This is a genomic window from Pseudomonas sp. HOU2, assembly GCF_040729435.1.
Taxonomy (GTDB): Bacteria; Pseudomonadota; Gammaproteobacteria; order Pseudomonadales; family Pseudomonadaceae; genus Aquipseudomonas.
Window position 1 is genome coordinate 3,630,448 of record NZ_CP160398.1, and the last position, 20,027, is coordinate 3,650,474.

A 20,027-nucleotide genomic window follows, 5' to 3' on the forward strand; every position below is an offset into this window, starting at 1 on the left:
ATGTGAGTGGCCGACATTCTTGCGCAAAGTGCTGATGGATGCGAGCGCTCGAATAACGGCAGTCAGGGGGTTGCACAACCATCGGTGCAATGGCGATATAGGCGCCTAATAAAATTTCAGGGGTCGTTCCATGCCGCTCGCCACGTTGATTCATCGCGCCAGTTTGCCCAGCCCGCAGGTCTCTGAGGCACTGGCCCGGCAGTGGCTGGCGGAGCATTACGGCCTCAGCGGCACGTTGCAGGCGCTGGGCAGTCAGCAGGACCTCAATTACCGGGTAGACAGTGAGCGTGGGCGCTTTGTCCTGAAAATCTGCCGGGGTGATTACGCGCTGGTGGAGTTGCAGGCCCAACATGCGGGCCTCAAGTACCTCGCCGAGCATTCGTCGGTGCACGTACCCAAGGTGATCTCGGCCAATAACGGCGAGGACCTGTTATCGCTGCAGGCCAACGGCGAGCCGGTGCACGTGCGGCTGCTGGAGTACATCGAAGGTCAGTCGCTGACCCAGCTCGAGCATTTGGGGCATGACGTGGTGGCCAGATTCGGTCAGTTATGTGGCGAGATGGATCTGGCGCTGGCCGGCTTCGACCATCCGGGTCTTGAGCGCGCGCTGCAATGGGATGCGCGCCATGCCAGTGCGCTGATCAACCACCTGCTGCCGGTGATCAAGGATGAACGCCAGCGCGCACTGATCGCTGCCGCCGCCGAACAGGCCGAACGTCGCTTGCAACCGTTGCAGGACAAGCTCCCGGTGCAAGCGATCCACATGGACATCACCGACGATAACGCTGTCTGGCAACGCGATGCCAAGCGTCATTGGCAATTGCAGGGCGTGATCGACTTCGGTGACTTGGTGCGCACTTGGCGTATCACCGATCTGTCGGTGACCTGCGCGGCGCTGCTGCACCATGCCGGTGGTGATCCGTTCGTGATTCTGCCGGCGGTGCAGGCCTATCACGCGGTCAATCCGCTTCAGCACGAAGAGTTGCAGGCACTGTGGCCGTTGATCGTGGCGCGGGCGGCGGTGCTGGTACTCAGTGGCGAGCAGCAGGTCAGCATCGACCCGGGCAACACCTACAGCCGCGACAATCTTGGTCACGAGTGGGAAATTTTCCACGTGGCGACTTCGGTGCCATTGGCGCTGATGGAAGCGGCGATCCTCACGGCGGTCGGCCAGCAACTGCCGGCCATTGGCAGTGAAGGGTTCGCGCCGCTGCTGCCGGAACTGGTCGGGCGGGAATTTGCGCTGATCGATCTTGGCGTTCTGAGTCCGCATTTCGAGGCGGGCAACTGGGAGCAGGCGGGCATCGATCAGCAGCTGCTGACTGAAGCCGCCGCCGCGCATGGCCTGGCGGCGAGTCGTTACGGGCAATACCGCTTGTCGCAGACGCGAGTGGACAGCGCGGTCGAACCGGAGACCTTCCCGCTGCTTGTTGAACTGCGCGTGCCACGAGGCACGATCGTGGAAGCGCCGTTTGCCGGTGTGCTGCATCACAAGGCGGATGGGGCGCTGCAGCTCGACGGGCCGCAGCTCAGCGTGCGCCTGTGGGGCGTGAACGCCTCGCTGCACAGTGGCGCGGCGCTGGTCAAAGGTCAGGTGCTGGGTGCGGTCAATGGGCCGCTGCTTGTGCAGTTGAGCCGCATCGCGTCGCTGGATGCGCCGCTGTTCTGCAGTCCTGCGCGCGCGGCTGCGTGGCAGGCGTTGTGTCCGTCACCGGCGGCGCTGTTGGGCCTGGCCTGCGATGCCGAGCCGGAGCTGGACGCGAAAACCTTGCTTGAGCGGCGCGACGTCAGTTTCGCCCGCACGCAAAAACACTATTACGTCGACCCGCCGCGCATCGAGCGCGGCTGGCGCAATCACCTGATCGATATGCAGGGCCGCTCCTACCTCGACATGCTCAACAACGTCGCGGTGCTCGGCCATGGTCATCCGCGTATGGCCCAAGTGGCGGCGCGACAGTGGTCGCTGCTCAACACCAACTCGCGATTCAACTATGCAGCCGTGGCGGAGTTTTCCGAGCGCCTGCTGAAACTGGCGCCGGAAGGCATGGACCGGGTGTTTCTGGTCAACAGCGGCAGCGAGGCCAACGATCTGGCGATCCGTCTGGCGTGGGCCTACAGCGGCGGCCGCGACATGCTCAGCGTGCTGGAGGCCTATCACGGCTGGACGGTGGGCGCCGATGCGGTGTCGACGTCGATCGCCGACAACCCGCGTGCACTTGAAAGCCGCCCGGACTGGGTGCACCCGGTGACCGCGCCGAACATCTATCGCGGTGAATTCCGTGGCCTCGATTCTGCGGCGGATTATGTGCGCAGCGTCGAGGCGCAACTAGCGCATATCGCCGCGCAGGAGCGCCAACTGGCCGGGTTCATCTGCGAGCCGGTGTATGGCAATGCCGGCGGTATCGCCCTGCCGCCCAATTACCTGAAGCAGGTGTATGCGTTGGTACGTGCCCAAGGCGGGGTGTGCATCGCCGATGAAGTACAGGTTGGTTACGGACGCATGGGCCATTTTTTCTGGGGTTTCGAAGAGCAGGGCGTGGTACCGGACATCATCTGCATGGCCAAGGGCATGGGCAACGGTCAGCCGCTCGGCGCCGTCATTACGCGTCGGGAAATCGCCGAAGCGCTGGAGGCCGAAGGCTACTTCTTCTCATCCGCTGGCGGCAGCCCGGTGAGTTGCCAGATCGGCATGGCGGTGCTGGATGTGATGGAAGAAGAAAAACTCTGGGAAAACGCCCAAGTGGTTGGCGGGCATTTCAAGGCGCGGCTGGAAGCCTTGATCGATAAACATCCGCTGGTGGGTGCGGTGCACGGTTCCGGGTTTTATCTGGGCGTGGAGTTGATCCGCAATCGCGAAACCCTGGAGCCGGCCACCGAGGAGACCACGTTGTTGTGCGATCGCCTGCGCGAGCTGGGGATCTTCATGCAGCCGACCGGAGATGACCTGAACATTCTCAAGATCAAACCGCCGATGGTTACCTCGCGGCGCAGTGTGGACTTCTTTGTCGACATGCTGGATCGAGTGCTCAAAGAAGGCCTCTAAACCAGACCCCTGTAGGAGCTGCCGCAGGCTGCGATCTTTTGACTTTTGCCTTTGAAAAGCCAGATCAAAAGATCGCAGCCTGCGGCAGCTCCTACAGGGATTCAGATTTATATCGATAATTGTTGTGAAATTTTAGATGCTCGGTTGGTTGTCAGCTTTTAATGCCGATATTTATCGGTTATAAAGTTGCCATTGCTTTGCAACCCTTCGACGGTTCCCCAGGAGTCCTGTGCCGATGACCACTTTGAAAAGTACCCCGCGTGACGATGGCTTCTACATGCCGGCCGAGTGGGCGCCGCAGACCCAGACCTGGATGATCTGGCCTGAGCGTCCGGACAACTGGCGCCTGGGTGGCAAGCCGGCGCAGGCCGCGCACGTTGCAGTGGCCAAGGCCATCGCCCGTTTTGAACCTGTAACCGTTGCCGTTTCGGCCGGCCAGTACGAAAACGCCCGTGCGCGCCTCGACGTGCCGAATATCCGTGTGGTCGAGATGTCCAGCGATGACGCCTGGGTGCGTGATACCGGCCCGACGTTCGTCATCAACAACAGTGGCGAAGTGCGCGGTGTGAACTGGGACTTCAACTCTTGGGGCGGTTTCGAAGGCGGTCTGTATTCGCCGTGGAACCGTGATTCGCAGGTCGGCGGCAAGATCCTCGAAATCGAGCGCAGCTCGCGTTATCGCACCGAAGGTTTTGTGCTTGAAGGCGGTTCGATTCACGTCGACGGCGAAGGCACGCTGATCACTACTGAAGAGTGCCTGCTCAATCACAACCGCAATCCACATCTGGGCCGCGAAGAGATCGAAGCGGTGCTGCGCGACAATCTGTCTGTGGACAAGATCATCTGGCTGCCGGATGGCCTGTTCAACGACGAAACCGACGGCCATGTGGATAACTTCTGCTGCTACGTGCGCCCGGGCGAAGTGCTGCTGGCGTGGACCGACGATCCGCAGGACCCGAACTACCCGCGCTGCCAGGCCGCGATGAACGTGCTGCAAAGCAGCACCGACGCCAAGGGTCGCCCGTTCACGGTGCACAAGATGCCGATCCCGGGGCCGCTGTATGCGACCGAAGAAGAGTGCGCCGGTGTCGATCCGGTGGACGGTACGCAGGAGCGCAACCCTTCCGTGCGTCTGGCCGGCTCCTACGTGAACTTCCTGATCGTCAACGGCGGCATCATCGCGCCGAGCTTCGACGATCCAATGGACGCGCCTGCGCGGGAAATCCTGCAGAAGCTGTTCCCGCAGCACGAAGTGGTGATGGTGCCGGGCCGCGAACTGTTACTGGGCGGCGGCAATATCCACTGCCTTACCCAACAACAGCCAGCCCCGCACAAAGAATGAGTTGAGACGTAACAGCTTGAGTTGATTCAAAAATCGGCCAGGCAACAATTAGCTCGCTATGCATTCAAACAAGCCCGCGGCCCGGTTGGACCGCGGGCTTGTTTGTATCCGCCTGTCGACAAATCGGAAACCTTGGCATAGCTCTTGTATCGGACAAAGTGCACTAGGGAGAGGGGGGAACTTCAACAGTTCTGTCATATACCTTGGATAACTTAGCCGCTCACGAACGGGGAGAGAGCGCTGAAATGAACGCCGAAGTGAACGTAGTCAGCGAGCGGACTTTGCATCCCATGGTCGTCAACGGCGAATCGCTCCAGATTGTCGCGCACTTTTTGAAGTCCAATGGAACGCGTCAGATCAGGGAACCTGATCCGCGCCGGATGATGATCGAGCGCTATCCCGCTGGCCTGTTCAGCGAGGCCGAACTGGAAGCGTTATGGGCTGTGATGCAAGGATAAGAAAAACAACAAGGATTGGTAAAAGCGCTGCCGGGATGGCGGCGCTTTTTTATGGAACACCGAAAAGATCGCAGCCTTCGGCAGCTCCTACATGGGGTGGTGTGTTTCTCTGTAGGAGCTGCCGTGTTGTGGTCGAATTTTTTTAGACCATGATGTAGGAGCGTCGATTTAAGGAAGCATCATGGGATATCGGGTTGTCACGTCAGAGGAAAAAGCAGAAGCCATTCGCTTGGTCGTGGAGATGAATTACTCCACCCCTAAAGCCTGTGAAGCTACTGGTGTGGGCCCTACGGCCCTGCGTCGCTGGGTTTCGCGCTGGCGTCGAGAGCAGGAAGGCATGTCGCAGCCACCGCGATTGCAGGATCAGGAACTGATCGAATCGCTCCAGGCAAAGCTGGCACTGCTTGAAGCCGAGAACCAAGTACTAAAAAAGCAATTGCCCTCTCATCTAAAGGTTCTGTTCGGTCGAACCAAGTGATTGATGGCGTTCGAGGTGCAATGTCGATTCGGCGCATGTGCTCAGTGCTTGGCGTTGCTCGAAGCAGCTATTACACCAAGCGTAAACCCAAGCGCCTGAAGCCTGAACTGCGCTTGCTGAGGCGTAAACTTCGTGCGATGCATAAAGAACATCGTGAGGCGTTAGGTACTCGTGGGTTTTCCAGAGAGCTAAGAAAAGAGGGGATTTTTATTGGGCGCTGTCGAATGCGCACGCTGATCAACACCTTTGGTCTACACCGACGCAGACCGCGTTATGCCCACTATCGACGCGCTACGAAACCAGCGATTGTTGCACCGAACATACTTGATCGGCGTTTTAATCCGACCCAGCCAGACACACTTTGGGCCGGTGACATTACCTACATCCGAGTCGGAAATAGCTGGCTTTATCTGGCGGTGGTGATGGATCTGTTTTCACGCAGAATTGTGGGTTGGGCCTGTTCCCGAACTGCCGATGCTGAACTGTCTGCAAGGGCGCTAAGGTTAGCAGTGTCACTACGCCGTCCGATGCCTGCGTTGCTATTTCACTCAGACCAGGGCTGCCAGTACACCGCTGATCGATTTGTTGGCTGCTTGGCAGAAAACCGGATCGTTCAGAGCATGAGTCGTCGAGGAAACTGCTGGGATAACGCAGTGGTTGAGCGCTATTTCAGGACGTTGAAACACGATTGGATGCCGGAAAACGGCTACCAAAACCATTTCGAAGCGGAGAAGGATGTGATGAATTTTGTTCATCACTACAACCATCGTCGTTGCCACTCTGCCTCGAACCACTTGCCGCCTGCGCTGTTTGAGCAGCAGGCGGCCTAATACTCCTACGGAGTGGTTTAAAAAAACTGAACCACTACACCGAAGGCTGCGATCTTTTGATCCTGCTTTTAAAAACTATAGGTACCGGTCATCACCACGCTGCGCGGTGCGCCTGGCTGGATCTGATACTGGCTGGTGGCCGAGGCGTAATACTCGCGGTCGGTGATGTTGTTCAGTGCCGTGCGCAAGTCCCAGTCCTTGAAGCGATAACCGACCAGCGCATCCCAGCGGCCATAACCCGGCAGCACGGTGGTATTGGCATTGTCGGCATAGCGCTGACCAACCAGGGTCAGGCCGGTTTCGCCGTACCAGCCCATCTCCGGTTTCCAGGTCAGGAACAGGCTGCCGTTGTGTTTGGCCACGTTGTTGACGCGTTTGCCTTCCAGACCGTTGTTGTCCTTCTCGATGGTGGTGTCCTGCACGCCGACGCCACCGCGCATGTACCAGTTGCCAACGAGTTTGCCGGTGGCGGTCAGCTCGATGCCGCGCGAGCGCTGCAAACCGGTCATGACGGTCAGGGTCGGATCGTTCGGATCGCTGGTGCGACGGTTGTAGAGTTCCAGGTCGTAGACCGCCAGCGTGGTGCTCAAGCGATCATCGAGCCAGTCGCTTTTCACGCCGATTTCTTTCTGTTTGGTCAGCTCCGGGCTCAAGTCGTTGGTGTTGCCGGCAGCGCCCGGAGTGATGCCGATCAGGCCGCCACCCACTGGCGAGAAAGTCTTGGACCAGGAGGCGTAGAACGAATGGTTCTGCAGCGGCGTCCAGACAATCCCGAAGCGCGGGCTGGTGCTGTGGCTGTCGCGATCCTCAGTGATGTTCTTGAGCTTGTTGGTCGACTCGATATCGAAGGTGTCGTAGCGCAGGCCGGCCAGCAGTTGCCATTGATCATTCAGGCGCAGTTGATCCTGGACGTAGACCGCGCGGCTTTCGACTTCGGTGTGGCTGTCGCTGAACGTTTGCATGCTGCCGGTGTGGCGCAGCTCGCGGTTGGGGTTGAACAGGTCGAGCGACGGCACCGGTTGTGCGCCGGGTGTCTTGCCGGTGGCGGCGTTGTACAACTTCGGATCGCGGCGCTGGCTGCCGATCTCGACGCCGGTCAACAGGCGATGCTCAAGGCCAAAGGTATCGAAACCGCCTTCCAGTTCGAGGTTGTTGTAGACGTTGCGGGTGGTCAGATCCTGCTGCCAGTGCTGGCGCGCGACCTTGTTGGTTTTCGGGTCGAAGCCGGTCAGATAGGTGTTGTCGAAATCGCTGTCGAGCTTGAACACACCGAGGGTCTGGCGCAGTTGCCAGGCGTCGTTGATCTCGTAGGTGAATTTCGAGCGCAGGGATTGCGCCTTGTCGTCGATGAAATCGTGATCGTTGCCGTAGGTGGTGTCACGACCTACGTCTGCGGGACGGCCATTCACCCCCGGAATGCCGCGATCCGGCGTGCGGTTGTAGCGACTGTATTCGTATTGCACCAGCCAGTTCAGGTCCGGAGTCAGCTGCCAGCTCATCGACGGCGCGAACAACTGCCGGTTGCCGCTGACGCCGTCGCGAAAGCTGTTTTCATCCATGTTGCCCATGTTCAGGCGCAGGCTGAGGTTTTCGCTGGGGTCGGTGCTGAGGTCGGCGTACAGGCTGCGCAGGTCTTCGCTGCCGCCCTGGGCCTCGATGGTCGAGCGACGGCCGAACTCGGGCAGCTTGCTCACGCGGTTGACGATCCCGCCCTGGCTGCCTCGGCCATAAAGTACCGCCGCCGGACCTTTGAGCACTTCGACCCGCTCGATGTTGTGCAGGTCGCGCTTGTACTGGCTGTCGTCGCGAATGCCGTCCAGATAGAAGTCGTTGCTGGCGTCGAAGCCGCGGATGCGCAGACTGTCGAAGCGCGTGTCGGCGCTGCTGCTGACGTTGGGAATCCCGCTCAGGGCGTCACCGATGTCATTGGTGCCGTAGTCGGCGACGTTCGAGGTCTTGATCGAGTCGATGGCCTGCGGCACGTAACGCACCGGGGTCGAAGTGCGAGTCGCAGTGGTGCTGATCTTGACGCGCGGGTCCTCGGCTTGTTCTTCGGCGCTGATCGCCGTGGCGGGCAGTTCAGTGGCGGAATAAGCAAAACCGCTGGACAGAACGGCAGACAATCCAAGGGTGACGGGCGTGAGGCGGAACGGGGCAGGCATGGAAAAGCGCATCCGAAAGGGTAAGGAAATTCAAACGCGCGAATGGTAATGCTTTGCATTTGCTGCCGTTATTTATTCCTGAGAAGTTCCCCTGTCAGATTGTTTCAATTTATGTCGATTTTGATACAACCTGATCAGGTAATCCATTCGACCGATTCTCGGAACAGTCTGAAAGCCATTCCGGCGTTTTTCCCCAACACGCGTAGGCATAGTCTGCCGCCATCGATTTTTCCTGATTGCCTGCCGGAGTTCTCCCATGATCCTTCACTACATCTACGATCCATTGTGCGGCTGGTGCTACGGCGCCAAACCGTTGGTGCAAGCGGCGCAGCAAGTGCTGCCGGTCGCGGCGCATGGGGGCGGAATGATGAGCGGCGCGAGCCGTCAGCGCGTTTCGCCGCAACTGCGTGATTACGTCATGCCCCACGACCGGCGCATCGCCGAATACACCGGGCAACCCTTTGGCGAGGCGTATTTCGAAGGTCTGCTGCGTGATCAATCGGCGGTTTTCGATTCGACGCCGCCGATCGCAGCGGTGATGGCGGCAGAGTCCATCGACGGCCGTGGCCTGCAATTGCTTGGGCGTTTGCAAACGGCGCATTACGTTGAGGGACGGCGGATTGCCGATGAGTCCGTACTGTTCGAACTCGCCAGTGAGTTGGGCTACGCCGAGAACACCTTTGCGGTTGCGTTCAAATCCGTTGATACGACAGCGCATGTGAAAGCCAGCCGCGCACTCTTGGCGCAACTGGGCGGCCAGGGTTTCCCGACATTGGCGCTGGAGCAGGACGGGCAATTCACGCTGATCGACATCAGCCCATGGCTTGGCAAGCCGCAGGCTTTCGCCGCCTGGTTGAGGCAAGCGGTGGTCGCGGTTGAGCCGGGGCAATCCGCCGTGCAATGCGGTCTCGACGGCTGCGCGTAATCGCACTGGATTCACTGGCTGAGCGCATTTCCGAGCAATGCGCTATCGCAAAATTTACGATTCTTAGACGATTTTTACCTATTTAAAGACGATTCTTGAAATTGACACATTATTGAAGGCGCGGCTACGATTCGGCCCAACGCCTGTGGCCAACCGCCATGACTCAAGAATAATGAGCAGGCCCGCCATGACTCAGTCGTGGGCGGGTCTTTTTGTTTCGGGGTGAAAAAAGAGTGCAATAGCGCCGTTTCAGCCGTTCGACACAGCGCGTTTCAACCCGTAATAAGGAAAACAAAATGTTGAACAAGCGAATCAGTCTGATCGCACTGGGGATGTTGAGTGCTACACAGGCCATGGCTGACGGCCAGGCCGAGTCCAAGGGTTTTGTAGAAGACAGCAGTCTGAAAGTGCTGCTGCGCAATGCCTACATCAATCGTGATTACAAAGACGGCAACGCGGACAAATCCGAGTGGGGCCAGGCGGCCATCGGTACGTTCTCGTCCGGCTTCACCCAAGGCACCATCGGTGTCGGTGTCGATGCTTTCGGTCTGTACGCCCTGAACCTGGAACGCAGCGAAGATCGCAGCGGTGCCGGCGGCATCGACTTCTTCAAACGTGGCGACAGCGGCAAACCGGCCAACGACCTGTCCAAAGGCGGCGCTGCGGTCAAATTCCGTCTGTCCAACACCGTGCTGACCTACGGTGACCAGATGCCGGCGCTGCCGGTGCTGAACTACGACAATTCGCGTCTGCTGCCGGAAAGCTATACCGGTACCTTGATCACTTCCAAAGAGATCAAAGGCTTGCAACTGGACGCCGGTCGTTTCACCGCCGAGTCGCGCAAAAGCGCTGAAGGCCGTGACAGCGGTGGTCTGAAGGCGATCAACGTGTTGGGCGGTAGCTACCAGTTCACCGAACGATTCAAGGCGGCGCTGTACGCTTCCGACGTCGAGGACGTGCTGAAGAAGCAATACGTGAACGCCAACTACGTGTTCCCGATCGACAAGGATCAGTCCCTGACCCTGGACTTCAACGGCTACCGCACCAAGCTGGACGACTCCTACGTCCGCGAAAGTGGCGCTACCGGCGATGACAACAAGATCTGGAGCCTGGCAGCGACGTTCGCCACCGGCCCTCACTCCTTCACCGTGGCGCACCAGCGCTCCACTGGCGACAGCAACCTGGGCTACGCCTACGGCGGCTATCAGAAAGAGCAAGGTCGTGTCGGTGACGGTGGCAACACTATCTACCTGGCCAACTCCTACTGGTCGGACTTCAACGCTGAAGACGAGCGCAGCTGGCAGTTGGGCTACGGCCTGGACTTCGGCGCATTTGGCGTACCGGGTCTGAGCTACAACTTCGCTTACGTGCGTGGCGACAACATCACCACATCCACCAGCGAAGGCGGCACCGAGCGCGAGATCTTCAACCAGGTCAAATACGTCGTACAAAGCGGTCCGGCTAAAGATCTGAGCGTGAAATTGCGCAGCTCGATCCTGCGTGTGTCGCAGAAATCCAGCGAGTACAACGTCAGCGGCAACGAGCTGCGGGTATTCGTGGACTACCCGATCAACATCTTCTGATGAACGATCCGGTGTAAGAAACATGAGAAAACCCCGACTGACCTCGGGGTTTTTTTTCGAGGTCTTTTGTGCAAAAACCGTAAAAAACCCGTGTTTTTGTCATGTAAAAGTTGTTTTAACGCGTCTTCAACTACCGTTTCAAACAGGGCTTTAAATGCCTGAAATTCTTTCTCATGGACGCAAATTCTCCACCTAATAGATTAGGCCGCTCAACGCAGCGGAGAATTTGGTAATGATCGTTTTGAACAGAGAAGTGGGCGAATCGCTACGGCGCGACAAATATGTCAACGTCCAGGGTGGTGACTTCAATCTCTACGGTCATTTTGCCGACTTCGTCAGACTGACCAAAAGTTGGGAAAACATGGAGCCTGACAGTTACTACGGTCAGGCCGAAGCCGGCATGCGTTACCGTCGTTACAGCGACTTTGAGTACAACCCGAAAACACGTGAATTGAAGCAACTCGAGCATCGCGCGTACGTGCAGTCGAAAGAGAACAACGCCTACGTGGGCGGTGTTGTGCGGCACTTTCAGGACTTCTCTGATGAAGTGATCACTTCGCCGGTGATGCGCAGCCTGATCGACACCGATTTTGAAGTGTACAAAAGCGTGCTGCCGGAAGAATTGCACGATGAAATCTGGCAATGCCAGATTCATCAGATCCGCATCGAGATCAAACCCGGCAAGCAGCTGGAAATCACTCCGGAAGGGATTCACTGCGACGGTTATCCGTTCAGCGGCGTGCACTTCTGGGGGCGCAATAATGTCGAGGGTGCGGAGAGTCGTCTTTACGATATCCACGAGCATCAATTGGCGTCGACCACCTACCAGGAAATTCTCGACACCACCTACTTCCTTGATCGCGATATGCGCCACTACGTAACCCCGGCCCGCAATACGCACACTCATGCGATGGCGTACCGGCAGATTCTGGCGATTTCCTTCTCGCGGCCCGGGACCGCTTTCGACATTGTTCGCTAATCAGATCACCCCAATCGATGGCGTCGAGTGCTCGACGCCGGTGGTGCTGCGACGCGCCACCGCCAAGGACGCGCAGCGCATGGAGCGCTTCTTCCGGCAGTTCGACGAAGTGTCGTTCTGTGAGTGGCAGGACGCCAAATGCCTGCGCGGTGTATTGATCCAGAAGACCACCACGGCCTATCTGGCCTTCGACGTCGAAGGCGAAATCGTCGGTGCGGTGCTCGGCGGCATGCTAGGCAGCCGCGGCACCATCAACCACTTGGCGGTCAGCCCGCGCTATCGCAGCCAGGGCGTCGGTCAGCGGCTGGTGGAAGCGGCGTCGTCCGACATGAAGCGGGTCGGTGTATTACGGATGTTTCTGTTCGTCGACGATGCTAACCTCGCGGGCAAGCGATTCTGGACTGCCCAGGGTTTTTGCGAACCCCACGGCGAGCGGACATTTGAGAGGGATCTATGAATGAAACGTCCGGCAGTGCGCCGCTGATGGCTGCCCATCAGCCATCGCGCACGTTTGCCGAAGCCAGCCCGGTGGTGGCCGGTTATTTCACGGTGTCGTTCGTGTTCGGGCTGATGGCGGTCAACGCCGGGCTGCCGATGTGGCTGCCGGTGGCGATGTGTCTGTTCGTCTACGCCGGTGCTTCGCAATTCGCTGCGCTGGCGCTGATCTCCAGCGGCGCTTCGCTGACCACCATCGTGCTGACCACGTTTCTGATCAACGCGCGGCACATGCTGATGTCGGTGTACATGGCCAAAGCCCTGCGCGCACTGGGGCTGAGCCGCATGGAGCGCTGGGCTTACGCGGGTGGGCTGACCGACGAATCCTTCGCGTTTCACAGCGTCAAACTGGGCACCGGCGCGCCGGTCAACATCCGTTACCTGATCGGCTTCAACCTGTTCTGCCACACCTCGTGGGTGCTGGGCGGATTGCTGGGCGCTGTCTGCGCGCAATATGCATCGCACCTGATCAAATATCAGCTCGACTACGCACTGACCGCGATGATGCTCTACGTGCTGGTGTCGCTGTGCAACACCCGCAACAAACTCATCGCCGCTGCGGCAGCCGTGGCCTGCATGGGCGCGCTGAGCCTGGTCGGCACTTCGCCCTTCAACGTATTCATCGCCACGTTTGTGGGCTGCGGAGTGGGTGTATGCCTGACCAAACGTTCCTGATTCTGGTGGTGGCGCTGATGATGGCCGTGACCTTCCTGCCACGCGCGTTGCCGCTGCAAGTCAATACCGAGCACTGGCCGCCGTTCGTTGCGCGGGCGCTGGAGTACCTGCCGGTGGCGATCGTCGCTGCGATCAGCCTGACACCCTTGTTGATCAAGGATCAGCACATACAGCTCGATCGCCCGGAATTTTATGCAGCCATTCCGACGTTGCTATGTGCGTATTTCAGCAAAAACCTCTTTCTCAGTGTGGCGGTTGGGACGGCTGCGTACATTGCGCTCGGCTCGTTCATGTAGCGGCAGGTCGACCACGTCATTCAGGGCCTGGCCCGACAAGTTCGGATTGTTCACCGCCAGACGCACTTCGAGGAAATCCTCGAATCCGGGGAAAATCGTCAGGCCGTTCTTTTGCGCGGCCTCACGAGAAACCATACCCACTGCGTCCATCTGCGTGATCAACGACAGCGTCAGGGTTTCGCTGCAGGAATAGACCATGCGTTGACCGTTCTCGTGATTGCCCAGTCCGGCGTCGAGAAAACGCAGGAAGCTGTGGGAATACGGACAATCTTCCGCAGGACGCACCTGAAACTTGTTGCCCAGCAACGTCAGTGGATCGTTTTCCTGCCCGCAATGGGCACCGACCACCTGCACCTGCACATCCGGCAGGACGATACTCGGCAAACCCGGCCGCTGCGGGCCGATCAGCACCGCGAGGTCAAAGTCTTCGTTCTTCAGCTTGCTGAGGTTCTCCATCGACTCGGCATAGCTGAATTCCATCTGGTAATCGGGAAACACCTCGATCAGGCGTCCGATCATTCGCCGGTTGAAGTCAGACGACAACGTGTTGTTCAACGCGACCTTCAACGTGCGCTGGCCCGGCACCTTGAGCGCCTCGACCTTTTCTTCCATCTGTCGCGTGGCAATCAGCACTTTGTCCATGTAAGGCGTCAGCTCCGTGCCTTGCGGCGTCAGCGTCAGCCCTTTGTTGGAACGTCGAAACAAGCGGAAACCGAACTGCTCTTCGACCTTGTTCAACTGCGCGGCCAGGGCCTGCACAGTCAGGCACGAATGCTCGGCTGCGGCCGACAACGAGCCGGTCTGCACGATGCGCATGAGGTTGCGTAAGGTTCTGCTATCCATGGGTAATGCCCTCTGAAGTGGGCTGGGTATTGTTGTTTACGAGACGGCCGATCCGGCGTCATATGCCGGCTATATTCCAGCACCTGAGCATAGTTGTCGCGGGTTTAGTAGCGAATTGATGTCCCCGCCGATGGCTGGAAGCTGACACAGGATCGGGATTTTTGATGACGTGGGGGTGATTGGGGTCAAGAAAAGTGCGTGGTTTTGATGCGTGGGGCAATTTTTTTCGAAGAGAAACAGCTTACATCTTCCGGGGTTTATGCCTTCGTTATGCGCAGATAGGTCTCAGGCAAAGTAACGATTCAGCTGATAGCCCTACCTTGTAAAAGGAGTTGAAATGGCTGCCTGGCATGCGAGTCATGGCGGTAGAGAACCACCTATCAACTTCGCGTTGACCGACGAAGATCCCTCCGACCACAATGCAGAGGTAGCGCTTATGTAGCTACAAAATCACGATGAGGTAATTGAAATGGCTGCACTACTGAAAACTACCGATGTGCGCTGCCGAATTGATGAGGATTTGAAAGCGCGTGCCACTGAAGTCTTGAACGCTTGCGGGCTGAGCATTAGCGACGCCATGCGACTTTTCCTGCGGCAGGTTGTTGCCACTCAGGGGCTTCCCTTCGAGGTGCGGGTTCCATCAGAGAAAACGGCCCGCGCAATGATGGAAGCACGAGAAATCCGTCAGCGTTTCGACTCGATAGACGACATGCTGAGGACTGCTGATGGCGAGACCGGAGAAAACACAAAAACGCGCTGATCGGCCTAAACAGTGTGCGCAGACTTCTGAATTCAAGAAGTCTTGGGATCGTTATAACCGCGCCGGAAGGCGAGACATGAACGACGTCCGGAAGGTGATGGCGATGTTGTTCTTGGGGCAGCAATTACCGGCAGAATATCTGGATCATGCGCTGACTGGAGATTGGTCTGGATTCCGCGAGTGTCATATCGGTGGCGATTTTCTGATGATTTACGAGAACACGCGCCCAGACCTGATCACATTTGTGGATCTAGGGAGCCATTCAGAATTGTTCAAATAGCGCAGAAATACATAAGCGGGCTTAACTCCGGCTTCTGTGCTTTTGGTCGTTACGATTGTTCGTTTGTGTATAAAAACTCTAAAAAAATACAGTTATGTACTAGTCTTCAGTTAAGACAAAATATCAGGAGGCGTCTATGCCTACCTCATCCCCAGCCCTCACCCCGCGTGAACAACTCGACGTCCCCGAAGCCGGGCGCGTCGCGCTGAAGTTCTTCTTCAACCTCATGGAGCGCTGGGGTTGCAACGCCGAGCAGCAGCGCACGCTGTTGGGTGGCGTCGGCAACACCACGTTTTACAAATACAAACACCTGCCGCCGAACATTCGCTTGCCACACGACACGCTAGAGCGAATCTCGTATCTGATGGGTATTCACAAGGCCTTGAGCATCATCTTCAGCAACAGCCGCGAGCGCGCTTATACGTGGGTCAGCAGCCCCAACACGGCTGCGCCATTCAATGGTCGAACGGCGCTGGATTACATGCTGGCGGGGAGGGTGGTCGACATCGCCGATGTGCGCCGCTACCTCGACGGGGTGCGCGGTTGAAGGCCCCTCCGCTGGCTGAGCCGCAATGGCCGAAGGCCTACCGGATCGTCAACAGCAGCTTCCCGCCGATTTCGCTGTTCGAAGACGTGCTCGACCCCGAAGACCTGGAAATCGCCTACGCGCTGGAGGCGCTGACCAACGATCGCCTGATCGAACAGGCCGGTTTCCTCGCCCGCGTGCGCCCCGAAGACCGACTCTCCGGCCCTGGTTCAACCCCGGTGATGGCGGCGTTTACCCACATCGGCAAAAGCAGTCGCTTCACCGATGGCACCTTCGGCGTCTACTACGCCGCCAGCAGCCAGGCCGCGGCCATCGCCGAAACCTGCTATCACCAGGAGCGTTTCCTCGCGGCCACCAACGAGGCGGATCTTGAGTTGACCATGCGTACTTACGTCAATCGCGTGCTGCAACCGTTGCATGATGTGCGTCACGGCTTTCCCGACTTGCATCAACCCGATCCAGACGCCTACGGTCCTTCCCAGACGTTTGCCCGACAACTGCGTGAGTTTCAATCCTGGGGCTTGCTGTACAACAGCGTCCGTTTGCCGGGCCACGAATGTGTTGCCGCATTCAGGCCCCCGGCAGTGTCGATTCCAAAGCAGGGCAAGCATTTGCGGTATGTGTGGAGTGCGAGCCAGCGCAGGATTTCGTTTGTGTTCGAGATCAGCCAGGTTTGAAACGCAAAAAGCCCTCGCAGTACCGCGAGGGCTTTTTATTGGCGATTTACGTCAATGGCTTGCTGTTGGCGCATTCAGCACTTTCACCACATCGTCGATCAGCGCCTTGCTTAAATCCTGCAAATACCGGGGGGCATAAGCGTGAAGGTCAGGATCGCGAGAAACTGTAGAGTCGGCGGTCAGCAGCTTGGAGATGTGAAGCAAGTGCGAGGCGTGCGAGAGGGCGGCGATGACTGGAACGCCACGATTGGTGCGGAACAGCGCTTGATTGGCCTGGAAGGAAAAGTGCGTAAGGCCTGGGGTTTTCAAATCGAGGTAGTCGGTCAGTTCGCTTCACCTGCCCTACGTAAGGCGTGGCGTGAGGTGACCGGTGTGGCAGAGCGGCGGATTACGGATGGATCGATGGCATTCATTTGTGAACTCCCTGTATCAAATGAGAGCTGCCATTTTCGTTCTCAGGCGAAAGGGTGGCAGCTATGCGCAGGCTGAGAAACCGGAGATACAGGAACCCGGCAGACACGAAGGTCTCCCACGCACAGTCGCCATTACACGTGAATGCGGACACAAAAAAGCGCCGGCAATCGTGATTTTGGGCGCTGGTGCGCCTGTATCTTACGCGGGTTCTCAGGCCCGGTCGCTGAATTGGCAGCGACGGGTTTGACGGTAGCTTGCGAAGGACGGATGCGCAATCGTGGCCGGGTGGTGGCCGTTGCCATCTCTGTGTAGTGCAACACTTATGTTGCGCGCGCAGCAAATATGTTGCACATTCGCTTTACCGAAACGGCGAGTGATGCACATGAAGTACAGCGAGTTTCGGCGATGGTTGAAAGCCCAAGGCGTTGAGTTTCAAACCGGCAAGGGCAGTCACTTCAAGGTTTCCTTGAATGGCAAATCAACTGTGTTTCCCGACCATGGAGCCAAGGAAATGGGCGAAGGGTTGAGAAAATCGATAATCAAACAGCTGGGCCTCAGGGATTGAGGCTCAGCTGTACCCCATGAGAGGAATCGTGATGTTCGAATATGCGTTGGAAGTTCACGAAGAGCCTGACAGTGTCTGGTTGTCCTGCGCAGAAATTCCTGAGATGCACGCCGCTGGCGACACCCTCGAGCAAGCGTTGGACACCGCCATTGATGCAATCGAGACGGCGCTCTCAATATACGTTGATGATCGCCGGTTGATTCCGACCGGGCAGGCAGGAGAACAGGCAAGTGACGTTGTATTGCGTCTGCCTGCGCTGACTGCAGCAAAGGTTGCTCTGTGGAATACACTTTTGGAATCAGGTTTAAGCAAGGCCGAGTTGGCACGTCGTCTCGGCGTACAACGGCCCCAGGTCGATCGCCTGGTAGATTTCCTGCATCACTCCAAAATCGAGAATGTTGAGCGTGCGTTGCAGCAACTTGGAAGGCGGATTTCGCTTTCGGTTCAAGCGGCATAAGTTCAGCAAGCGAGCGTTGGAGAAAATAGCTGAAGGCGAAGAAAAGGCCTGGCAAATGAACTAGGGCGATTTCAGACGGACTTGATGGAATCTGTACGTCAGATGAAGTCTGGAAAGGCCTCGCGCGTAACGCTGCTGCCGCTCTCGGCGGCCACTGAAGAGCAAAGGAAGGCCGGGGTTTCTCAAAGCGTTTTCGCCAACCTAAGCTCCGTGGTGACACGAGCAAAATAAGGTGGGGAAAAATAGAGTCAGACCACAGTCTCAGCTGAAAACGTGGTCTGACCCTTATTTCACCTACGGGATGGCATTTCTAGGCCCACGCAAACAATCCAAATCAGCGCTGCTTAGAGCTCTGCTTACCTAATGAACTTACTCAAGCGCTTCCAAGTGGAGACTCTTTGGGTAACGACGTCTAGCCGAGAAGGTATTGACCGCCCAGACGCCAAACACAGCACCCATAACGCCACTGAAGCCAACGTAGGCCGACTCGTTCTTTGCTATGTCAACAAGGAGTTCCGGCCGAGGGAGATAGACTGCGGCCGCGAACCCGGCGCAGGCCAAGACTGGGGGAGAAAACACAACTGCAGCGACAATAGACAGCGCCCCGCTTCGCTTTTTCTTTTGCGGTTTAGGGCGGGTGAACTGCCCCAGATTTCGGAGCCCCTTTGGAAGCCCTCGCAGTGTGCCTTTAGCAGATGGACTACGATTGGTACTGGTGTGAAGGATTTCCACCACCGCCCCATCACTCGCATCTAAGAAGTCGAAAGTGAACACCGCTTCATTTGACTCTTGGCCTGGCATTGACACAACGCGAAACTCATTGACTTCTCTACTCACCTTCAAGACAGAGGTAGACAAAATCTTTCCGTCCCTCCCGACATGAAATCGAAGTGGGTCTTTTTCGACTATGTCGGAACCTGAAACGGTGTTTTCACCGTTATTCCAAATGATGATGATGGATTTGGTCAGGCGAGGAACGCTAATTCCTTCGTATTGAACGTCAATCCCTGCTGGCAAGGCATCGGACGCACTACCTAATAAATGCTCACCCAGGTGGACATACCCCACCCTGGTGCGTTGGCGACTCTTTAAATAAGCAATGATCGCGATGACGACACCCACGAAGAGGCCGACCCGCCCTTGGTCCAAGAAATTCAACGCGGTGTCAATCGACGACATGGCCAAATCCCTGCTGGTGATGGCGAGGTATTGCGTTCTTGTTACGTCGCTTATTACGTCTAGCAGACAAACAAAAGCCCCGCATCGCTGCGAGGCTTTGTTTTGTATGGTGCCGGCACCAGGAGTCGAACCCGGGACCTACTGATTACAAGGAGGGTGCTTTAAACATAAAAATCAATGGGTTAGCTTGATTCGTGTTACGTGCGTACTGCCCTAAAGCTGTGCGTTTTTGACGCTGCGCTAACTTTTGTTACGTGGGTGGAAACCCTCACCGTATTGCCTCTAGAGACATTCCAGCTTCTTGATGATCCGCAGCATAAGTGACGTAGTGGCTATGTGCTGCGCTTCGGTTGTTGCCCCTTGGATATAGTGCACTCTATCTCGCAGGCGAGTAAGCAACTGGAGGTAGAAGGCACGCTTTTCACCAAGGCTGCCTTCTAAATTTTCCGATATTTCCTTGAAGGTCGATTCGGCTTGCTCGAGTTGCTCTTCGAATTCGCCATGGAACCCGATGATCAGTTCGTAACCGGTTAACTGTGCTTGCCCGACTCCGGTCTTGGTACGCCCGGTCATAGAGTTTAGGGCAACCAGCACTGAATAGATGGACGTCCTTAGTTTGTCCTTAGGAGTTGCAGGCCACCTTTGTTCAAGTGAACCAAATCGTAGCGAACGGATGTGTCCGGCCACTCTCTGATCATCGAAACCCAATGGCTGCCATGTGTGTGCAAAGAGATTTCGGATTTTTCGAAGCTGCTCGAGATCATCAAATTGCTCTTTTCTGATTAGTCCCAGCGAGTAAGCAGCCTTGATACGGGAGGAGAAGTTCCCCAACGGTGCGTTGAAGCCATCGATTAGCTGTGCTGTTGTACTGGTGGGTAGCATGAAAGCTCTCAACAGTGAACCAAGCGCATCCTCTGCGAATGCTGCTAGTGAGAGAACTAATCCGCGTTCGTCCATTTCATCTAACATTTTAGTCAGATCGTTTATGTCCCCAAAGACTTCGTCTTTAGGAACGGTATCGCTCTCATTTTCCATGGCC

Annotated in this window: 22 protein-coding genes and 1 pseudogene; 18 read left to right on the forward strand and 5 right to left on the reverse strand. The window is 57.2% G+C overall.

Going from position 1 to position 20,027, the window contains the following annotated elements; all coding sequences use genetic code 11:
• Positions 1-130 precede the first annotated feature (130 nt).
• The 5 genes from ABV589_RS16350 (at position 131) to ABV589_RS16370 (ending at position 6,151) form a co-directional block, all read left to right on the forward strand.
• Positions 131-3,043 carry an aminotransferase gene (locus ABV589_RS16350; RefSeq protein WP_367082530.1) on the forward strand — a complete coding sequence of 971 codons (2,913 nt, stop codon included), beginning with the start codon at positions 131-133 and terminating at the stop codon, positions 3,041-3,043.
• Positions 3,044-3,278: 235 nt separating this feature from the next.
• On the forward strand, positions 3,279-4,385 hold the full coding sequence (aguA, locus tag ABV589_RS16355) for an agmatine deiminase (protein ID WP_367082531.1): 1,107 nt from the start codon (positions 3,279-3,281) through the stop codon (positions 4,383-4,385).
• Positions 4,386-4,630: 245 nt separating this feature from the next.
• Positions 4,631-4,843 (forward strand): hypothetical protein, encoded by a 213-nt coding sequence (locus ABV589_RS16360; protein ID WP_367082532.1) that lies wholly within the window; start codon positions 4,631-4,633, stop codon positions 4,841-4,843.
• Between the two features lie 181 nt (positions 4,844-5,024).
• The gene (locus tag ABV589_RS16365) at positions 5,025-5,321 is read left to right on the forward strand and encodes a transposase (RefSeq protein WP_367082534.1); all 297 of its coding nucleotides are present in this window, start codon (positions 5,025-5,027) and stop codon (positions 5,319-5,321) included.
• Between the two features lie 20 nt (positions 5,322-5,341).
• Positions 5,342-6,151 (forward strand): IS3 family transposase, encoded by an 810-nt coding sequence (locus ABV589_RS16370; RefSeq protein ID WP_367082536.1) that lies wholly within the window; start codon positions 5,342-5,344, stop codon positions 6,149-6,151.
• A 68-nt stretch (positions 6,152-6,219) separates the two neighbouring features.
• On the opposite strand, the gene ABV589_RS16375 is transcribed toward ABV589_RS16370, so the two are convergent.
• Complete coding sequence (locus ABV589_RS16375) at positions 6,220-8,313, reverse strand: TonB-dependent siderophore receptor (protein ID WP_367082537.1); 2,094 nt, start codon at positions 8,311-8,313, stop codon at positions 6,220-6,222.
• Between the two features lie 256 nt (positions 8,314-8,569).
• On the opposite strand from ABV589_RS16375, the gene ABV589_RS16380 reads away from it, so the two are divergent.
• The 6 genes from ABV589_RS16380 (at position 8,570) to ABV589_RS16405 (ending at position 13,266) form a co-directional block, all read left to right on the forward strand.
• Positions 8,570-9,238 (forward strand): DsbA family protein, encoded by a 669-nt coding sequence (locus tag ABV589_RS16380; RefSeq protein ID WP_367082539.1) that lies wholly within the window; start codon positions 8,570-8,572, stop codon positions 9,236-9,238.
• Between the two features lie 296 nt (positions 9,239-9,534).
• Positions 9,535-10,821 (forward strand): OprD family porin, encoded by a 1,287-nt coding sequence (locus ABV589_RS16385; protein ID WP_108590810.1) that lies wholly within the window; start codon positions 9,535-9,537, stop codon positions 10,819-10,821.
• A 232-nt stretch (positions 10,822-11,053) separates the two neighbouring features.
• Positions 11,054-11,800: a 2OG-Fe dioxygenase family protein gene (locus tag ABV589_RS16390; RefSeq protein ID WP_007961854.1), complete on the forward strand. Its 747-nt coding sequence runs from the start codon at positions 11,054-11,056 to the stop codon at positions 11,798-11,800.
• A 79-nt stretch (positions 11,801-11,879) separates the two neighbouring features.
• Positions 11,880-12,257, forward strand: a complete 378-nt coding sequence (locus ABV589_RS16395) for a GNAT family N-acetyltransferase (RefSeq protein ID WP_003220700.1) — start codon at positions 11,880-11,882, stop codon at positions 12,255-12,257.
• Complete coding sequence (locus tag ABV589_RS16400; RefSeq protein ID WP_003220701.1) at positions 12,254-12,970, forward strand: AzlC family ABC transporter permease; 717 nt, start codon at positions 12,254-12,256, stop codon at positions 12,968-12,970. The genes ABV589_RS16395 and ABV589_RS16400 overlap by 4 nt, the downstream gene beginning before the upstream one ends.
• Positions 12,949-13,266: an AzlD domain-containing protein gene (locus ABV589_RS16405; protein ID WP_007952614.1), complete on the forward strand. Its 318-nt coding sequence runs from the start codon at positions 12,949-12,951 to the stop codon at positions 13,264-13,266. Before ABV589_RS16400 ends, ABV589_RS16405 begins: the two co-directional genes overlap by 22 nt.
• On the opposite strand, the gene ABV589_RS16410 is transcribed toward ABV589_RS16405, so the two are convergent.
• Entirely contained in the window at positions 13,183-14,109 is a 927-nt protein-coding gene (locus ABV589_RS16410) for a LysR family transcriptional regulator (RefSeq protein ID WP_007961685.1), read from the reverse strand. The genes ABV589_RS16405 and ABV589_RS16410 overlap by 84 nt on opposite strands.
• Before the next feature lie 469 nt (positions 14,110-14,578).
• Between ABV589_RS16410 and ABV589_RS16415 the strand changes: the two genes are divergently transcribed.
• The 4 genes from ABV589_RS16415 (at position 14,579) to ABV589_RS16430 (ending at position 16,373) form a co-directional block, all read left to right on the forward strand.
• The gene (locus ABV589_RS16415; RefSeq protein ID WP_003220704.1) at positions 14,579-14,869 is read left to right on the forward strand and encodes a type II toxin-antitoxin system RelB/DinJ family antitoxin; all 291 of its coding nucleotides are present in this window, start codon (positions 14,579-14,581) and stop codon (positions 14,867-14,869) included.
• The gene (locus ABV589_RS16420; protein ID WP_003220705.1) at positions 14,835-15,149 is read left to right on the forward strand and encodes a type II toxin-antitoxin system YafQ family toxin; all 315 of its coding nucleotides are present in this window, start codon (positions 14,835-14,837) and stop codon (positions 15,147-15,149) included. Before ABV589_RS16415 ends, ABV589_RS16420 begins: the two co-directional genes overlap by 35 nt.
• A gap of 136 nt (positions 15,150-15,285) precedes the next feature.
• A complete protein-coding gene (locus tag ABV589_RS16425; RefSeq protein WP_007961687.1) occupies positions 15,286-15,696 on the forward strand; it encodes an MbcA/ParS/Xre antitoxin family protein in 411 nt (136 codons plus the stop codon).
• Positions 15,693-16,373, forward strand: coding sequence for an RES family NAD+ phosphorylase (locus ABV589_RS16430; RefSeq protein WP_367082542.1), 681 nt, complete (start codon positions 15,693-15,695; stop codon positions 16,371-16,373). The genes ABV589_RS16425 and ABV589_RS16430 overlap by 4 nt, the downstream gene beginning before the upstream one ends.
• 51 nt (positions 16,374-16,424) lie before the next feature.
• Here the strand turns inward: ABV589_RS16430 and ABV589_RS16435 are convergent, their stop codons facing one another.
• Positions 16,425-16,700 (reverse strand): DUF3077 domain-containing protein, encoded by a 276-nt coding sequence (locus tag ABV589_RS16435; protein WP_367086208.1) that lies wholly within the window; start codon positions 16,698-16,700, stop codon positions 16,425-16,427.
• Between the two features lie 469 nt (positions 16,701-17,169).
• Here ABV589_RS16435 and ABV589_RS16440 point away from each other — a divergent pair, with 469 nt between their 5' ends.
• The 3 genes and pseudogenes from ABV589_RS16440 to ABV589_RS16450 form a co-directional block, all read left to right on the forward strand.
• On the forward strand, positions 17,170-17,352 hold the full coding sequence (locus ABV589_RS16440; protein ID WP_367082544.1) for a type II toxin-antitoxin system HicA family toxin: 183 nt from the start codon (positions 17,170-17,172) through the stop codon (positions 17,350-17,352).
• A 31-nt stretch (positions 17,353-17,383) separates the two neighbouring features.
• Entirely contained in the window at positions 17,384-17,809 is a 426-nt protein-coding gene (locus ABV589_RS16445; protein ID WP_367082545.1) for a type II toxin-antitoxin system HicB family antitoxin, read from the forward strand.
• A gap of 48 nt (positions 17,810-17,857) precedes the next feature.
• A pseudogene (locus ABV589_RS16450) lies at positions 17,858-18,013 on the forward strand (transcriptional regulator); the annotation flags it as partial.
• A 165-nt stretch (positions 18,014-18,178) separates the two neighbouring features.
• Here the strand turns inward: ABV589_RS16450 and ABV589_RS16455 are convergent.
• Both ABV589_RS16455 and ABV589_RS16460 read right to left on the reverse strand, forming a co-directional pair.
• A complete protein-coding gene (locus ABV589_RS16455) occupies positions 18,179-18,988 on the reverse strand; it encodes a hypothetical protein (RefSeq protein ID WP_367082547.1) in 810 nt (269 codons plus the stop codon).
• A 282-nt stretch (positions 18,989-19,270) separates the two neighbouring features.
• Positions 19,271-20,023: an MltR family transcriptional regulator gene (locus tag ABV589_RS16460; protein WP_367082548.1), complete on the reverse strand. Its 753-nt coding sequence runs from the start codon at positions 20,021-20,023 to the stop codon at positions 19,271-19,273.
• Positions 20,024-20,027: the final 4 nt, after the last annotated feature.

Excerpts from the sequence above, each read along its gene's own strand:
- ABV589_RS16350 (WP_367082530.1), top strand. The coding sequence starts at position 131 with ATGCCGCTCGCCACGTTGATTCATCGCGCCAGTTTGCCCAGCCCGCAG.
- aguA (WP_367082531.1), top strand. The coding sequence starts at position 3,279 with ATGACCACTTTGAAAAGTACCCCGCGTGACGATGGCTTCTACATGCCG.
- ABV589_RS16360 (WP_367082532.1), top strand. The coding sequence starts at position 4,631 with ATGAACGCCGAAGTGAACGTAGTCAGCGAGCGGACTTTGCATCCCATG.
- ABV589_RS16365 (WP_367082534.1), top strand. The coding sequence starts at position 5,025 with ATGGGATATCGGGTTGTCACGTCAGAGGAAAAAGCAGAAGCCATTCGC.
- ABV589_RS16370 (WP_367082536.1), top strand. The coding sequence starts at position 5,342 with ATGTCGATTCGGCGCATGTGCTCAGTGCTTGGCGTTGCTCGAAGCAGC.
- ABV589_RS16375 (WP_367082537.1), bottom strand. The coding sequence starts at position 8,313 with ATGCCTGCCCCGTTCCGCCTCACGCCCGTCACCCTTGGATTGTCTGCC.
- ABV589_RS16380 (WP_367082539.1), top strand. The coding sequence starts at position 8,570 with ATGATCCTTCACTACATCTACGATCCATTGTGCGGCTGGTGCTACGGC.
- ABV589_RS16385 (WP_108590810.1), top strand. The coding sequence starts at position 9,535 with ATGTTGAACAAGCGAATCAGTCTGATCGCACTGGGGATGTTGAGTGCT.
- ABV589_RS16390 (WP_007961854.1), top strand. The coding sequence starts at position 11,054 with ATGATCGTTTTGAACAGAGAAGTGGGCGAATCGCTACGGCGCGACAAA.
- ABV589_RS16395 (WP_003220700.1), top strand. The coding sequence starts at position 11,880 with ATGGAGCGCTTCTTCCGGCAGTTCGACGAAGTGTCGTTCTGTGAGTGG.
- ABV589_RS16400 (WP_003220701.1), top strand. The coding sequence starts at position 12,254 with ATGAATGAAACGTCCGGCAGTGCGCCGCTGATGGCTGCCCATCAGCCA.
- ABV589_RS16405 (WP_007952614.1), top strand. The coding sequence starts at position 12,949 with ATGCCTGACCAAACGTTCCTGATTCTGGTGGTGGCGCTGATGATGGCC.
- ABV589_RS16410 (WP_007961685.1), bottom strand. The coding sequence starts at position 14,109 with ATGGATAGCAGAACCTTACGCAACCTCATGCGCATCGTGCAGACCGGC.
- ABV589_RS16415 (WP_003220704.1), top strand. The coding sequence starts at position 14,579 with ATGGCTGCACTACTGAAAACTACCGATGTGCGCTGCCGAATTGATGAG.
- ABV589_RS16420 (WP_003220705.1), top strand. The coding sequence starts at position 14,835 with ATGGCGAGACCGGAGAAAACACAAAAACGCGCTGATCGGCCTAAACAG.
- ABV589_RS16425 (WP_007961687.1), top strand. The coding sequence starts at position 15,286 with ATGCCTACCTCATCCCCAGCCCTCACCCCGCGTGAACAACTCGACGTC.
- ABV589_RS16440 (WP_367082544.1), top strand. The coding sequence starts at position 17,170 with ATGAAGTACAGCGAGTTTCGGCGATGGTTGAAAGCCCAAGGCGTTGAG.
- ABV589_RS16445 (WP_367082545.1), top strand. The coding sequence starts at position 17,384 with ATGTTCGAATATGCGTTGGAAGTTCACGAAGAGCCTGACAGTGTCTGG.
- ABV589_RS16455 (WP_367082547.1), bottom strand. The coding sequence starts at position 18,988 with ATGTCGTCGATTGACACCGCGTTGAATTTCTTGGACCAAGGGCGGGTC.
- ABV589_RS16460 (WP_367082548.1), bottom strand. The coding sequence starts at position 20,023 with ATGGAAAATGAGAGCGATACCGTTCCTAAAGACGAAGTCTTTGGGGAC.